Here is a 16,809-nt window from a genome sequence, read left to right as displayed (position 1 = left end):
ATCTTAAACCCTCTCATGTATCTTACTAATTGGATGAAAATAAGAAAAAGGAACAAATTTCTTTGAACTAGATGTTGTCATATTATGAATAATGGCATGCAACTTAGCTGTGGTTGGGAATAGGTTTTCTGCACTGATAGCTTGTTTACTATATTTTTCAATAGGCCAATTCCAATGGTGCACCTGTTCAAAAATATAACCTTCAAAAATAACACCTTTTTCTTTCGCATTATTCACTTTCACCTTAAATAAAGAATTCACTTCATCGAACACATACCTAGCTTCTTTTTTACTAGCTGTTCCATCAATTAAATTTTGATAGCTTTGAAAGAACTTTTTCGCTTTTGCTTTGGAACGTTCAGTCAATTCTAGTATACACTCATTCCACATTTGATTTAACTGAGGGTTTTCTGAAATAGATTTCGTACCAAAATCTCGAGGGGTTATTTTTTGACCTTTAATGTGCTTAATGGCTGCTCGTATAGGTACCCCTTCTTTTAACAGAGCTTTAACTTGATCTTTTTCCAAAGTATTTAATTTTATTTTTTTATTTTTTTTACTTCTTTTAGGATCATCACTAGCGTTTTCATCTAAGCCTTCCCATTTCCCGCTCTTCAACTGTGAATACTGTCCTGACTCTTCTTTAAATATGCCTTCTTCATCATGAATAATATTCGAATTTTCATGCCCATCAATGTAAGTACAAGCAGCCCAGTGGTATTCCCCCATATTCTCAGCGAGCAGTTCAGATATATGTTTACTTTCAGTAACCTGGATTGAATTAGATGATATATTTAAACTTCCACAATTTGGATGCAGCATATACCCTGGAATTACATCGCCTTCAGTGTATACTTTTTTGAAAACACCACTTGAAACAGTACCATCTTCAATTTTACTACCTAAGTCATCGGTAATTGTAGCCCCGTCCCATGAGTAAACTGTTAAGCTAGTTCCCATCGGAACGGTCGCAGGCTTTGTAACATCTATCGAACCGTGTCCTGCAAATACATTTTTCTTCTGACCGTCTTTACATGTCAACCCAAACGGATCTACCCAATTAACCGGATTTGGCGCATATTGATAATGGTTTAAGCCACCCACTAACCCTATTGGATCTTGATTTATAAAGCGTTGTTGTTTTGGGCTGTAATAGCGGTAGCGGTTGTAATGCAGGCCGCTCTCTTCATCTAGATATTGCCCCTGAAAACGAATTGGCTGAGTGAAGCTATTTTCTGCATTGGCTTTAGGCTCGCTTTCTGGTTCTTCATAACCATACACATCGGCTTGGTTTTCCCATACGACTTCTGCTTTGTTGTTTGTCACAAAACGTGGAGTATTCAGTTGGTCTAGGTGGTAGTAATACACCTCACCTTGTTTAATTAGTGCTACTGGGTGAAATTGATTTGGCAGGTTAATATACCAAATATATTCACCGTGCTGGCATTCACCAATTAACTGGTCGTTATCCCAAATGTAGTCAATTTTACCGTGCTCAGTGTGCTTGGCAATACGGCGCCCTAATGGGTCGTAGTCGTATTGGGTGAGCGTGCCGTTGTTGTTAAAACAGCTTAACTGATTAAACGCGTTGTATTCGCGGCGGGTTTTAATGCCTTTGCCGGTTTCGCGTATTTGGTTACCGAACTCGTCGTAGTAAAAGTCGCTGTCGCCAAAGTGTGTTAAACGGTCGGCGTCGGTGGCACTGTTTATCATAGTGTTGTTAGTGCTTTCATTGCTTACTACTGAGTCAGCGTTGCTACTATTTTTACTACTATTTGGCGCTAAATCGCTGTATTCGTTATGGGTGGCGCGCGTTAAATCAATAGAAGAGCTGGCTGTATACTCGCTACTGGCTGCATCATGTTCTATACCCTGCTCGCCTGTATCACTAGTGTCTGTACCGCTAATGCCCGCATCCTTTGTGTTTGATTGAACAGTCTGGCTTTGCGGGTTACCAAAGCTATCCCACTGGTAGTGTGTGGTTGTATCAGCACCTGTTCTTGCCAGTGTTTGTTGTATTAACTGCCCCAAGCTGTTGTATTCAAAATTAATGTTTTGGTTGCTTACACCTTCGTTTTTACGGGCAATCAGCTGGTTTACGCTGTCGTAATTGTACGTACAGGTATCAAATAATGCTTGCGCTGGGTGTGTAAGCTGCTGCTGCGTTAAACGGTTGAATACATCAAACTGCTGAGTAAGGGTTATGCTGTTACCAAACTGCTGGGTTTTAATATTACCTTGGCTGTCGTAGCTGAGCTGTGCAAGTTCAACAGCAGTACTGTTGGCTTGCTGTAAGTGAATAGTACTTAGCTGACCAAACTGGTTGTAGCTGTATTTAAGCGTGGTTGAGTCTGGCAGGGTCAGGGTTTGCCTTCTGCCGTATTCGTCGTAGCTGTACTTTAAGGTATGCGCTTGTTGCTGATTATGTACTTGCTCGGCGCGCAGTAATCGCCCGCCTTTATCAAACGTTTGTTTAAGTGTTGATTGCGCATTATGTGCACGCGCTATTTTACCTTGCTTTGTGTAGCTGTAATAATTGGCGTTATTAACAATATGAGCGTCGCTTGCAAGGCTTGCATGCTGCGCAGTTACACGGCCTAGGCTGTCGCGCTCTATTTTCACGTGGCGTTTGTTGCTTTGCGTTACTGAGGCTAGGCGGTTACAGGCATCATATTTATACTGCTGTAGCGTGCCATCAAACCCAGTTACTTGCGTTGGGTTTTCGTTCGCGTCGTAACTTATGCGGTATACGTGGCCGTCGCTTCGCTCGATGGCTGTTAAGTTTCGCTCTTTGTCGTACGTTAAATGCAGTGCGCTACCATCGGGCTGAATGACACAATGCGGCTGGCTTAGTCCTTCAAAGTGTTGCTCTGTGGTATCGCCTTTGCTGTTTTGCGAGCTAATTAATCGCCCTGCTTCGTCGTAGCTAAAATATTGATGCTGCTTATTTTCAGGCTCGTTTTCATCAAAGGCAATTGTTTGTATAAGCTGGCCGTGCTCATTGTATTTATATTGAGTGAGTAAGCCTGCGTTATTAAGTGTGGCATTTACGCGGCCTAAATTGTCGTAGCTGTAACGTATTAACTCATCGTTAAGATGCTTTGCTAAAAGCTCACCTTGTTCGTTCCAAATAAACTTGGTGATTTGGCCATTTTTATTTATATGCTGAGTTAACTGGCCGAGCTTATCGTAGCTGTATAACGTGGTACGGCCATCGCCAAAGGTTTCGCTTTGTAATAAGCCAGCCACACTGTACTTGCGCGTAATGGTTTGGCCATCAGGTAAGGTAGTTAATACACGTTGCCCAAGCTGGTTGTAGGCAAAATGCGTTTGGTTACCATCTGGCTGTGTTATTGTTTCTAATTGGCCGAAAGGTGTGTAGTTATAGCGCGTTGTGCTGCTATCGGGCTTTATTTCACTGAGCTTTTGGCCTTGTGCATTGTATGTATATTGCCAAACATTGCCGTTAGGATCGGTATGTTTTACCAGTTTACCTTGTGCGTTATGTACAAAGTGCTCTTTGTGGCCGCGAGAATCTATACAGGTTGTTTCACCAGCCTCTAAGTTATATTCAAACTGGTAAGTATAGGTATTATTATCGCCCCACTGCTTTATACATTTAGCGCTGGGTGAGTAGCTATCCCACTCAAAATGGTGGCTAAAGCCACTGGCTCGGGTACGCTTTGTTAATAAATTAGCGGCGTTGTAGGCGTAACGCTCAGTTTCGTTTTGCTGATTAGTTGCTTGAATAAGGTTGTTGTTTTCGTCATATTCATAGTTTGCAAGTACAGGGTATATAAGCTGCTGTTTATTATTTTTATCTGTGTGGTAAGCCGCAATTTTACTTAGTAAACCCAGTTGGTTGTAACTAATAATACAGCCACGTGCTTTGTTTACTTCTATACGATTTATGCGCTCTTTAGCATCGTAATAAAAACCAATACTTTGGCCTTTTTCATTGATTATTTTTTCAAGTAACCATGAATTTTCACCGGCTTTAAAGGTCAAGTGTTGATCGTCTGGCGTAACGAGGACTTGCTTACCATTAGTTTGATAATGCAGTGCAAGGTTACTGCTTAACTGATAGCTCGATTGCCCAGGCTTTACTTTTTCAAAGCGGTGTTTAGCGCCGTGCTCATCTTGGTACTCTAACCAGTAAGTCCCTTTTTGCTTAGGGCCTACTTTTGGTGGCGGCAGGTAATGCTCAGTAAGGCTTGCCATAAAATCGTGGCGCCAACCATTTCCCATAACACTGCACACATCGGCATGGGATGAGCGGTACAAACGTCGCCATATTAATTGGCGACTGCCTGCTAAAGTAAAATCAATTAGCGGCAGTATTTCTTCACCCGATAGCATTGAAACCGGATCTGAACGGCATTCTTGCTCAGTAATGGGTGTTTCACTTGGCGTCGAATCGCTTGCCCCCCCCGTATTTGTTACCGGTGCTTGCGCGGCACTTTTTCCTGACGCGGGTGACTCGCCCTTTTTAGCTGATTTTTTACCTGCTGAGCCAGCATTTGTATTATCGCTGACTTGAATAGCCGACTTTGCCTTTTGGTGATAGCAACTCACAGTACCTGCAACTAACGCTTGCGAAAGTACACTGGCAGTTTCACGTGCTGTGGCACTACGAGGACATTTCACACCGGCAGTGTTGAGCAAGTTAATTACGTCGAGACGTTTAGTTGCATCGCTTGTTAATGTACTGCCAACTTGAGCAATTTGCTTTTTAGCACTTTCAGGCGTGTTAGCTACTACAGGAGCATAACCAGATGGCGTTTGACCTTTACCAGCAACGAGGCAAATAGGGTAACTTTTTCCTTGTAAAACAACTGTATTACTTTGCATTAGTTGTGTGCTTCCTCACTTATCCATAAGTATGATGCTACTGCTTGGTGCTTTGCTTGTTCTTGCGAAATCATAAGAGCGTGTTTGCAATGATTTTCAATAACGGGACTCGTTGCTAATTGATATAAATTAACAACGCCTTCCAGCGCACCAATTTGGCCTAACTTATAATTAGGCAGCTCATAATGTGTCTGCTCATTAATTAACGCACTGAGCAGCTGTAAATCGTTTAACCACACTTCACTGTCGTGGTAAATGCCATTTCCTGGCGCAAAAATAATATCAATAGACTGCTGAGCTTGCTCAGCCACTCGAGTAAACATACCGTTTAATTGATTATGTTTAACAAAATCAATTGAGGGTGTTATTTCGTAGTTTACTTGCGACCACCCAATTTTTTTTGCCTCAAGTGTTGCAAATACTCCGCCAACACCTTGGTAGCTGTATTGCCCTGATGCATCAGCTTTAAAAGTTGCATCAAGCGCAATTATATTTACTTTTTTCCAATGATTTTTTTTAGTTAAAGCAACTGCGATATGTGCACTCGTTACACCATAAAATAATAAGTGTTCAACATGATCTGGGTATAACTGCTTTAAACTGCTTTCAAGTAATTGCTTAAGCTCACTTTGATAAGATAATGCAGGCAAAAGCCAAACAAGCGGCGTATTAAAGTCTTCTACTTTATTAATTAGCTCTTTCGATTTTACGATGCAATCGTAAATACATACATCCCACGACTGCCATTTTTTCCCTTCTAGGGCGGCAGTCACATCACCATATAGTAATTCATCTACACTTGTCGTCGCAGGCATTGATAAATAATCTATTGATACGCTAAAAGCACTCATAACAATGTTCCTGAGTTTTCTTTTCTAGCGGCAACAGACTGATAATAAGTATATAGATTAAATACCGCTTGGCTTTGACAATCCATTGCTGACATCTCTATCGCATTTAATGGCTCATTTAATGTTCTGCCTGCAAGTAACCTCAGCGAAGACATCTGGCTTTCATAGCTTGGCCAGTTAGCCTGTAACTGCCGCTGAAAATCTAAACAGGCTTGTTCATTACCATTTCTCGCTTGCATTTGTGTTTCAAAGTTTACGAGTACATCTAATTTTTCACCAAGAATACGTTTAATCAAGGCAACTATTTGCTCTGGCTTTTTTACTTGATGCAGCACAGTATTAGCAAGCGGGATAAGCTTTACAAACCCACTTTGTAGTAATACTTGCAAAGTATGATCAACAGATACAATGTTGCTTGCATAGTTACTAACAACATTAACTTGTTCAAGACTTAGCGATAGTAAAAAAAGAGACATTAACGGTGAGTTAACAAGTCCATTTTTGGTTAAATTATCAAAAATATTTATTAGTTCTTTGGTATTCGATTTACTTGTGACGAATAAAATCTCTTCAATTGCGCTCAAAGCTTGGTCTGAAATTTTATCCTCAGTGCTATAAGCTAAAAACAAAGTGCTTATATCAATTAAAGGCACAAGGTTGAGGCTGTGTTGCTGTAATAAAACTTTACGTATAATTAACTTTGCAACCGCGTGTAACTCAGGCTCGTTAAGCACACAGTTGATAAACTTAATATTTACGGTTTGAGGAAGGTTTGCCATTATTTCTATACAAGCTTGAGAAATAGAATTATGGGTCTGTCCACTTTCCTGAAATACAATTAGCTGCTCTAAATTTGGCTTAACAAATACTTGGCTTAAGTTATTACGTTTAGCATTTAACCAACATAACTCTAGTAGCCTTTTTTTGAGTGTTTTAACATGCCCTACAGAAGTAAACGGGCAAAGCTGCGCATTACTAATTACCAGCAATTGAGCTTCATAGTTACTTAAGTAATTAGATAGCAACGTTAGCCACCTATTAATACAGTCGGATTACCAACAACAATTTTTCCACCATGGGAGCTATCATCACCCATTCTTGCGGCTGGTTTTCCATTAATTTTAACTGAGCCAGATCCTGACTTAATGCTATCGGGTGGACCAATACATACCATCATGTCGCCTTTGCGAGCTGCGGGCATACTTCCAATTAATACATTGCTAGAGCCTAGAACAACAGGACCACCAACATGCGGAACTGTGCCGGTAGTTTTAGGACACACATGCATATGACCAATTGTAGCTGCTGGCTTACCCATTTAGACTCCTTGTCTTATTACTGATTTTTAAGTAATTCTATTATTCGTATAAAGGAATAATTAATAATTTATTATGTGCAACTAAGCGAGATAATTCATCAATTAGTTCACTTTTAGTATAATCCGAAAGCGCCACAGGGCTTTGCATTACATACTGATATAACCCTGATACAACATCCTCACTATTTAACGAGGTGTGTAAGTATACAAAAAACTGTTGTGCATAGTAGCCATCCATTGCCTTTAAATGACTTAATGCAGGATTTAGCAATGGATCATCAGGCCTATTAACTGGTAAACAAATCAAATGAGGCAACCCATAACGACAATATACAACATGCCCATTGTTATTAATGCCATTTCTCAAACCTGTTTGAAAACTATTTATTATTTCCATAATTGCATTAATTTAATTTAATTAAACCGGCAGATAAAGTAATGGCACTGCCATCCACTTTTATATTACTACCTTTAATATTTATATTAGTGCCTTCAATAGTTATATTACCACTGCTACTCATTTTAATCTGAGCAGATCCTGTTTTAATAATAATTTCATCACCGGCTTCGATATTTAATTTTTTTCCTACTTTTAAAGTATCATTCTCACCTATATCAGCAATAAGGTTTTTAGCTACTTTTAAGCTGTCATTGTTAGCTATATCTACTTTTCGATCGTTACCAATTTTAACATTATGGTCGTTATCGGTTTTATCATTTTGATCGTTTTTAACATATAGTTGTTTATCTTTTTCAGCTTGTATGTATAAAAGCTCACTGCCTTTTTTATCTTCAAAACGCAGCTCATTGAAGTTATCAGCGCCACCTTCTTTTGTTGATCGTGTTTTAATCCCACTTTGTGTTTTTTCAGCGGGTAATGCATACGGAGGCATTAAATCAGCGTTATAAATTGCGCCGCTAATAATAGGTTGATCTGGGTCACCATTTATAAAATCAACAAGTACTTCTTGCCCTACACGAGGAAAGAAAAAGGCGCCCCACTTTTTACCAGCCCAATTTTGAGCAACACGTATCCAACATGAACTTTTCGAATCTTTTTTGCCTTCTCGGTCCCAGTCAAACTGCACTTTAACGCGACCAAATTGATCAATCATTATTTCGTCAGCACTGTCGCCAGTCACTATTGCCGTTTGCACACCATTGATTACAGGCTTCTTTTTATTAATTTGTGCTCTGTATGGTATTTCTTTTGGTACACATTCAAAGTGATTTGAGTAAACCTCGTCTGCCGCGCTTTGCTGACCACCTGATTGATTAGGCACCGTTATTGACGTCATCATTGACGTTATAACAAAGGTTTTTCCTTCTAATCTAGGATCTTCATGTTTTTTAAAACCAAATAATTTACCCACGGTAAAAGAACGACAATCACTTTTACCGCTTGATAATTTCATGTCTCTTTGCAATGACTCTAACTGTACCGATGCCATACTTGCTGCACGAGGGTGACATTCAGACTCACCTGTATATTCGAATATTTCTGATACCGATTGTGTTGGCAACTCAGGATTTGCTTGCTCTCCATCAGGGTATCTTGAGGGTTGCTTAAAATCGTACCCAACACGCTTAAAGCTACCAGGGGCAATGCTTAAACCACCTTGCCAGCGTGATACATGCGACTCGCTAAGGTGTCCGGTTGAATAAACTACCTTTGCCTCTCCACACACTTCGTAGGCTGTAACATCGTCAGCTAATACAAGTGTATGATTGCTGTTTGAGTGTTCAAAGAAGTAAAAAATGCCCTCGTGTTGAAGTAAGCGTTGTATAAAATCAAAATCTGATTCTTGATATTGAACACAATATTCGTATTTAGGGTAGGTTTTGCTTGTTTTGTCTGAAAAGGCAACACCGTGTTGGCCAAACAAATCTGCAAAAATATCTTTAATTGTTTTCTTTTGAAAAATACGACTATTTTTACGGTTGCGCATTGACGCCGCAAAAGGAACTATTGTCGCTTGATAGTCAATATAATTTTTTTGTTCATCGACATCCGCTGTACGGCTGCCATTTGAAACAAGATGACTGACTATGCCATGGTAATAACGTTCGCCGCCACCCTCAGCATTTTTTACTTTTATAGAAACAGGCTTACCAACTAAGTCTTCATGTGCTATTTGCTTGCCAATCGTATACATATTAGCTGACATAACAAATAAGTCAGACATTGCCTCTTGGGCGACAAAACGAGTTAAATAGAGGGCGTCTTTACCAGCAGGGGTGCTAATTTGAATTACGTTTTTATCTTGTGTTGCTTTTTGCATTCCTTGCTTTTCCCATCCTAGAGATCAAAAAAAGCTCTGAGCAAAGCCCAGAGCCATTATTAGACAACAAATATTACATTTGTTGACCTTTAACACCGCTGTAACCATATACAAGTGGCGCAGTAATGTTATTTTTGTCGTCTGTCGGTGTAACAGTCATCATCATTTCAGTGTAGCTGATAGTGATTGTTTCAATTGGACGATCGTTCTGTACTGATACTGAATAGCTAGAAATCATTGCATCCGTTAGTTCGATTTTCATGATTTCTTCAACTTTATCACCTTGTTTAGTGATATGGAAAATAGCTGGTAAACCTTTACCAATAGTTGCTTCTTTGAAAAGGTCAGGAGACGCTTTATCTTGAAGTTTAGTAATTGTTACATCGCCTAAACGAGTAGAGCTAGATTCACGATCCATCGCTGTACCAGTGGCTGAGCTAATTTCACGGCTTACGTTCCAATCAAGTGATAAAACTGTAATTAAATCTTTGAAAGACTCAGCAGTAGTTTCGCCTTTGATTGAACCGTATTTTAAATATGTATTTGCTTGCATTTGATAATGCTCCTTTTAATTAAACAATGTTATCCATTAATACTGGATTATTTACTTTGGTTTCCCAAAATTCCTTTGAAATCATTATCTTTATAACAGCAATGAAAAGGTCTTCAGAATTCCTTTCCCTAGATGAAGACAATGTCTCAAAAATTCCATGTAGTTACCTAAGACACCAAAATTATAATGCCCTAAAACTAAAGAAACAACCTTATTAATCAGTTATATTAAAAATAAATTTAATTTAATTCAATTTCAAATTCATTATCTTTAATTAACAACAATATACTACTAACTTTGTTGCCATCTACCATGCTAGATAATAAAACTTCAGATAATAAAGGTAATACTTTATTTTGCAAAATCGTATGTATATTCCTTGCACCCGACCCTGCATTTTGACAATTAGCAATAATATACTCAACAACATCACTTTTATAAGTGAGTTTTGCGTCATAATTCTTTTTAACTCTTTTAATTATTTTATCTATTTGAATCCCTGCGATTTCAGTCAGTATATTATCACTCAATGGAATATAAGGAATTACGTTAATCCGTCCTAAAAATGCAGGTTTAAATGAACCTAATAAATCGTCTTGTAATGCTTTTAATAAACCTTTTATACTTGGTTTACTCTCTTCATCTTCAAATAAGCTCATTGTGGTATCTGTGCCCACATTTGAAGTCATAATAATAATTGTATTTTTAAAATCGATGTCACGCCCTTCACCATCTTTAATTGTACCTTTATCAAATACTTGATAAAAAATATCTTGAACACCTGGGTGCGCTTTTTCCATTTCATCTAACAGCACAACACTGTAGGGCTTCCTTCTTACTGCTTCGGTTAAAATACCGCCTTCGCCATATCCGACATAACCAGGAGGTGAGCCGAGCAATAAAGACACCTTATGCTCTTCTTTAAATTCAGACATATTAATAATGGTGACATTTTCTTCGCTGCCATACACTTCTTGGGCAAGTGATAAGGCTGTTTCTGTTTTACCAACACCACTAGGGCCAGCGAGCATGAAAATACCATTTGGTCGACTTTCATCGGCTAGTTGAGCACGAGACGTTTGTACAACCTTAGCGATTAAATCAAGTGCATGATCTTGTCCTACTACACGCTCTTTCATTTGGCTTGCTAGGTTTAAAATGCCATGAATTTCATCTTCATGCATTTTCCCTACGGGTATTCCCGTCCAATCAGAGATAACCTGTGCAATCAACTCTTCATCCACTTGCCAATGCACCATGTTATGCTCGTATGAGGCAAGTTTATGTTTACTTTCTTTTAACCTTTCAAGCATCTGTGCTGAAGATTCATCCTCTTCGGAGTTTATTGATTCGAGTGCTTTGTTGAGATCTGTAACAATCTCTTTTTCTAATTTAAATTGCTCATTTAATGGCTCAAGTTGCTTTTCAATATCAACTAACTCAGCTTTTAGCGTATCTAATTGTTCTGAATGATCTAACCCCGTTTTTTGTTCGCGGTTTAGCATCTGTACTTGCGTTTCAATCTCACTTAATCTATTGACAAGTTGCTCTATATTACTGGGGGTCGATGCTTGGCTCATGGCAACACGCGCACAAGCAGTGTCGAGCAATGCAACCGCTTTATCTGGCAATTGTCTTGCTGTTATATAGCGATGAGATAAGTGAACAGCGCTCTCTAATGCTTGCTCAGAAATAAATACTTTGTGATGGCGTTCCATTACAGGCACTAATCCGCGTAACATAGCCACTGCTTTTTCTGGTGTTGGCTCTTCAACTTTAACAACCTGAAAACGACGAGTTAATGCGGCATCTTTTTCAAAAAACTTTTTATACTCAGCCCATGTTGTCGCAGCGATTGTACGTAATTCACCTCGAGCGAGTGCTGGTTTTAATAAATTTGCAGCATCATTTTGACCAGCGGTACCACCACTCCCTATCATAGTGTGCGCTTCATCAATAAAAAGAATTACTGGATTAATCGCATTTTTCACTTCATTAATTAAAGATTTCAAGCGATTTTCAAATTCACCTTTCATACCAGCCCCAGCTTGAAGCAAAGCTAAGTCTAAGCTATGAATTTTCACATTCTGTAACACTGCGGGTACATCTTTTTGTGCGATTCTAAGTGCAAGTCCCTCTACAACAGCCGTTTTACCAACACCGGCCTCACCGGTAAGAATAGGGTTATTCTGTCTACGCCTTGTTAAAATATCGACCATTTGACGAATTTCAAAATCTCTTCCTAAAATAGGATCAATTTTTCCTTCCAGTGCTTGCGCCGTTAAATCAACAGTAAACTGGTCAAGGCTAGGGGTTTTAGAACTTAAGTTTGTTTGTGCAGTTGCACTTTGTACTGAATGGTTTCGCTCTTCTGATTGGGCAACTATTTCTGGCCAGGCATGCAAGAGTTGCCCAGGTTCAATTTTATTAAATAACTTACTGCAACGAGTCACTAAGCTCGAAAGTGTATCGTCTTTAGTGAGTGTATAAAGAACATAAGCACTGCGAATTTGGTTATCTGTAAATTCTATACTTGTGCTTAACCACGATTGCTTTAATAAGCTAGTCACATGAACGGATAAACTAGGTGAAGACTCACTACCTGTTTTTAATGATTCAAGCGACTGATTTAAGTCTTGTTGAACTCTATCAATATCAATATCGAATGAGCCAAATATAAGCCTAACGTCATCTAATTTTTGTTCAATCATAGCAAGTAACCAATGCTCTAATTCAACAGTAAAATGACTACGGCTATTACAAATTGCAACAGCAGCTTCTAGGCTCTTTCTACAGTCGGGACTCAATTTTTCAACGAGCTTATTCAGTGTCATCGAAGACATACACTATTCCTTTTAATTTTAATTATCCTTTAAACGATAACTTAGTAGGTTTATTTTTAAATGTGTTTTTACCGGCACCTAAAAAACTATTAGCGCCTAGTTGACAATTATTTTTAGAAAGCGATACCGCCTCTAACTCATGAAAATCAGATTCAATAATTAACCGAAATTGAACTGAATTTCCGACATAATCTTTTATAATTTTATTGCTAAGCTCAAACAAAGACCCTTTAGGTAATAACGATTTAGCTTTCGAGGGGTCATCTGAAGAAATATGAATTTCAATGCTTGATGAAACATCCCATATTTGCTTACCAATCACAGTGTCAACACCTAAGCGTGCATGTTGCCCTTCAAAGAGTGCCTGACTAGCTAGGCGTGTTTGCTCTTGAGGCTTAAGATCATGCCACTGGCCAATCATTTGTTTAATCGCAACATCACACCCTAAATAAGAAGTAAGAATGCTTTTTAGATCCGATGCATTTCTTATCTTTCGGCTATATAAACCAGAAAAATGAAGTTGATGTTCGTTGTAACCTCCACTTAACAAACCTAAAATTTGTGTGTATGGGTCTTTATTCTTATCTTTATTTATATGATTCAGTGATGGTTTATATTTTTTCCAAGCTCTGTAATACAAAGAAATTAGGCGATGATTAAACATGTCGTAAAAATCACGCATAGTGGTGTCTTTATATCTCAGGCGTTGCATAACCAATTCACTGTAAAATTGTGGTAGCGCACCTGAGCAACCTGTTAAGCCCATAAAAGATACCTGCATATTTACTTTATGGAGGCCATCTTCAAAACTTGTTTCCTCTAATTTTGTAATCGCGTTACCTGGGTAACCAAACTTTTGAGTTGCCGTAAATTTAATAAGCTCGTGCTTTGGGTTACTATCGTAGCCTACGTGACGGTGCTCTAAGCCATCCTTTTTAAGCTGGTTTTCTATTATGAAAACGGCTTTATAAAAGTCTATTTGCGATGCTTGAGAAATAATATGCTTAATCATAAAAGAGGACTATCACCCACTCTAGCTGGCCACTGATAATATATTTGTTCTTGCTCTTTTAATCTGAGGCTAACACGCGTAAAGCTGTTAATTGCAGCAAATTGTGCAAAAAAATGGTCTAAAATAGAGGCAAAGAAAAACATGCCGCTGCCAGAAAAGTCATCATTAGCAAAGGTAATTTCAATATCACTCCCCGTTGCAAAACTCACCCTACCACTTTGTACTACTCGTGCAGTTGAAGAGGTAACTAATACTCTGTAGATATTGTCAATCATGCCTTTTGTCTGCGGTGAAGCTCTAAAATCATAAAGACGAAGGACTTCTTTTAATTTGACACATGCATCATCACCACTAAAAGCATCTAGTGTTAAATGATTAACTAATTGCCACCTTGTTGCGTCAGCTAAAATTGGCCTAACTGCATGCGTAAAAGGAATTAAACAGCGGATTTTTTTAATTACATCACCACGTTCAGGCATAAGTAGCCCAAGCTCATCATCGCCAAAAGGCATACTTGCAGGTAAATTTCGGTTACTGCAATTTGCACGAACAGTTAATACAGTATTTCCCTCACCGTATTCCATTGCACTGTTTTCAAACGTCGCATCTACAAGTGATAAAAATGTCTCAGTTCCTGATTCAACATAACCACCGGCCCAAGATGCAGTTTCTCTTCGTATGTGCCAGAACAAGTCTTCATGCCCCTGGTATTTAGGGTGCGTTTGTCCGTAAAAAGGGGATACAATCTGCTTATTCCCTTTATGATCAAAAGCAATTACTTCACAAAGGCCAATCACCTCAGATATTTCTGAGTCCATATAGCGGGGTGTTAATTTATACTCGTATTCACTTATTTCTGGTCGTATTGGCTCTAGCTCTTGCTCAAATAGATTAATAATTGGCGTACAACCAAGTAAAAACATATTTTTATCAACTTGTTTTTCAAGTTCAGCTGATTCTGTATCTAAGTAAAAATACAAAGTACATTGATTAGACTTTTTAGGCAGTGACGACTTAATTCCTTGTAACTCAAAAAATCTAAACTTCTCTGGGAAAGTAAAATTTTCAACTAATAAACGATAACCGGAAGAAGAGCGCTGTGAATAAGGAACAACGGCTTCGTTTGCGTCGAAACCAACAGCTTTAAGTTGATCTTTTGATACGTATTTAATCCCTTCTTCGCCATTATCAATCGCAACTCCAATACAATGCTTAAAAAGTAATTCATACACTTTTAACGTATGGTGCCATTGACCATTGATGAATATACGTAGTCTCTCAAGTCCTGTTTCTGCCAGCGACACACCTTTGTATTCACCAGTTAACTCAAGTTTAAATATTGATTTTGCTTTTTCATGCCACCTCGGTTTAGGCGCAACAAATGGGCTGTTGTCAAACTGAGCGCTTGTTATTTCTACAGGCCATAAGTAAGTTTCATAACAGGTTTGAAACTTACATTGCTTCATAGATTCAACATTTGTTTCTACTTCACTCGCTCTAGGTATCACAATACCCGTGGTAGATAGGTTTTCGGCTTCTAACTTAACTATCGACATTGATGGTATTGGTGCTTGATAATCTGGCAGCATCTGACCCAGTAAGGCATCCGTTAGTTCAGGGAAACTATCGTCTAACTTTTGTCTAATATTGGCGGTTAAAAAAGCAAAGGATTCTATTAGTCTCGATACATGAGGGTCTTCAATATGATCTTCACTAAGCTTTAATCGCCCCGCAACCTTAGGATATTTATCAGCAAAGTCTTTACCTAAATGGCGCACAAATGCTAATTCACGATTATAATACTTTAATAATTCATCGTTCATAAAGATGCCTCAATAATTTTCATGCCTAAGTTAACTGGCTCAACTTCAGAATCAAAACTAATGAATTCAGGCTCGGGATCAGCATACAAAAGCGCATTTATTCGCAAATTGAGTACTCTATTAATTGGCACTTCTTCATCAGTAAACACCTCAACCTCAAGAAATCGTGGTTCAAATTTTAAAATCGTATCTCTGACCGTCTCACACAATAATGTTCGTCCTTCATGAGAGCTTACTGACATACTCGAAAAGTCAGGAAGCCCATATGATAAGCAAGATGTTGTTAATTCATCATATTGTGATGGCCATGTATGCCATTGAATTCGCGCATTAAGCAACGCTTCTATGTCTCTTCGCACATTTTTTCTGAGTTCACTAATCGTTATCCCTTCGGTGCGAGAAGGTGCATCTTGAAAGTCGGGCTCATCATCGATAAGTTTATCGATAATTGATGCTTGAAGCTGTTGCTTATGTTCAATCATGATTATTCAAATATAAATTAGGCTGTTTCGAGTGCGTTTATTTTTAAGTTAGGAATAGTGATTGCCTCATCATTAACAAATAGCATTTTCATTCCTTTACCGATAATAAACTCGTCTTTAAGTTCTTCCCAATCAGACACTTGCCCTAACTTTTCAATGTCGCTGTTTGAATTTGCATAAACAAGCGGTAAATGAGCTGTACCTGATGGGCCATCTTTAATTGTTATTTCCACTCGTAACCAAATACTTTCAAGTAGTGATTCGTTAGGCTGTACTCTTAATGTTTCTATTTCATTAAAATTGGCTAAATAAAACTCGCCATTTGTACCTAACACTTCTAAATATGGGCCTAAGGTATCATCAAGATCTCGAATTCCAGTTGAATCATCTTGTGATATTGTAGCTCTAAGCGCTTCCATTTTTAGGGCTAACTCAGCGGCTTCATTAACTTCATTTTCGAGTAAAGCAACATGCATTTTTAAAAATAAAGTGTCGAGTTCATCTGCATCATGAAACAGTTTAGGAATTCCATTACCTTGATAAAAATCAACTCTCGACTGCTGCGCACGAATTAAGTGACGAAGGTTGACCGCACCAACGGCAAATTCTGGGTTCTTTTGAACCATAAAATCTAATTGTTTATCTGCTTTTTCAAGTTCACCATTAATACAAAGTAGCTCTGCGTAAATACTTCTAATATCAAAGTTTAAAGGTTCATCTTGCAATTCTGTTGCGCAGCATGACAATGCATCAGTGAGTTTCCCCTCACGAATTAAGCTATGTATTTTTTTCAT

Annotated in this window: 12 protein-coding genes; all 12 read right to left on the bottom strand. The window is 38.5% G+C overall.

Annotated elements, in window-relative coordinates; all coding sequences use genetic code 11:
• Positions 1 to 3 precede the first annotated feature (3 nt).
• A complete protein-coding gene (locus LOS73_RS04890; RefSeq protein WP_457934579.1) occupies positions 4 to 4,851 on the bottom strand; it encodes an RHS repeat-associated core domain-containing protein in 4,848 nt (1,615 codons plus the stop codon).
• On the bottom strand, positions 4,851 to 5,702 hold the full coding sequence (locus LOS73_RS04885) for a hypothetical protein (protein ID WP_457934578.1): 852 nt from the start codon (positions 5,700 to 5,702) through the stop codon (positions 4,851 to 4,853). Before LOS73_RS04885 ends, LOS73_RS04890 begins: the two co-directional genes overlap by 1 nt.
• Positions 5,699 to 6,727 (bottom strand): hypothetical protein, encoded by a 1,029-nt coding sequence (locus LOS73_RS04880; protein ID WP_096794297.1) that lies wholly within the window; start codon positions 6,725 to 6,727, stop codon positions 5,699 to 5,701. The genes LOS73_RS04885 and LOS73_RS04880 overlap by 4 nt, the downstream gene beginning before the upstream one ends.
• A gap of 2 nt (positions 6,728 to 6,729) precedes the next feature.
• On the bottom strand, positions 6,730 to 7,020 hold the full coding sequence (locus LOS73_RS04875) for a PAAR domain-containing protein (RefSeq protein WP_007377083.1): 291 nt from the start codon (positions 7,018 to 7,020) through the stop codon (positions 6,730 to 6,732).
• 40 nt (positions 7,021 to 7,060) lie between these two features.
• Positions 7,061 to 7,417 carry a hypothetical protein gene (locus tag LOS73_RS04870; protein WP_007377084.1) on the bottom strand — a complete coding sequence of 119 codons (357 nt, stop codon included), beginning with the start codon at positions 7,415 to 7,417 and terminating at the stop codon, positions 7,061 to 7,063.
• A 7-nt stretch (positions 7,418 to 7,424) separates the two neighbouring features.
• Positions 7,425 to 9,302, bottom strand: a complete 1,878-nt coding sequence (gene tssI / locus LOS73_RS04865; protein ID WP_457934577.1) for a type VI secretion system tip protein TssI/VgrG — start codon at positions 9,300 to 9,302, stop codon at positions 7,425 to 7,427.
• 73 nt (positions 9,303 to 9,375) lie between these two features.
• Positions 9,376 to 9,855 (bottom strand): Hcp family type VI secretion system effector, encoded by a 480-nt coding sequence (locus LOS73_RS04860; protein ID WP_007377086.1) that lies wholly within the window; start codon positions 9,853 to 9,855, stop codon positions 9,376 to 9,378.
• A 239-nt stretch (positions 9,856 to 10,094) separates the two neighbouring features.
• Positions 10,095 to 12,698 (bottom strand): type VI secretion system ATPase TssH, encoded by a 2,604-nt coding sequence (tssH, locus tag LOS73_RS04855; RefSeq protein WP_008137754.1) that lies wholly within the window; start codon positions 12,696 to 12,698, stop codon positions 10,095 to 10,097.
• Positions 12,699 to 12,720: 22 nt separating this feature from the next.
• The gene (gene tssG / locus LOS73_RS04850) at positions 12,721 to 13,710 is read right to left on the bottom strand and encodes a type VI secretion system baseplate subunit TssG (protein ID WP_033028453.1); all 990 of its coding nucleotides are present in this window, start codon (positions 13,708 to 13,710) and stop codon (positions 12,721 to 12,723) included.
• Positions 13,707 to 15,533, bottom strand: a complete 1,827-nt coding sequence (gene tssF, locus LOS73_RS04845; RefSeq protein ID WP_008137759.1) for a type VI secretion system baseplate subunit TssF — start codon at positions 15,531 to 15,533, stop codon at positions 13,707 to 13,709. The genes tssG and tssF overlap by 4 nt, the downstream gene beginning before the upstream one ends.
• A complete protein-coding gene (gene tssE / locus LOS73_RS04840) occupies positions 15,530 to 16,015 on the bottom strand; it encodes a type VI secretion system baseplate subunit TssE (RefSeq protein ID WP_007377090.1) in 486 nt (161 codons plus the stop codon). The genes tssF and tssE overlap by 4 nt, the downstream gene beginning before the upstream one ends.
• 17 nt (positions 16,016 to 16,032) lie before the next feature.
• Positions 16,033 to 16,809 (bottom strand): type VI secretion system accessory protein TagJ, encoded by a 777-nt coding sequence (locus LOS73_RS04835; protein ID WP_007377091.1) that lies wholly within the window; start codon positions 16,807 to 16,809, stop codon positions 16,033 to 16,035.

It is taken from the genome of Pseudoalteromonas sp. SCSIO 43210, from assembly GCF_054133285.1.
The sequence above is the reverse complement of the archived record's forward strand: the minus strand, read 5'-3'. Positions and strand labels throughout refer to the sequence as shown.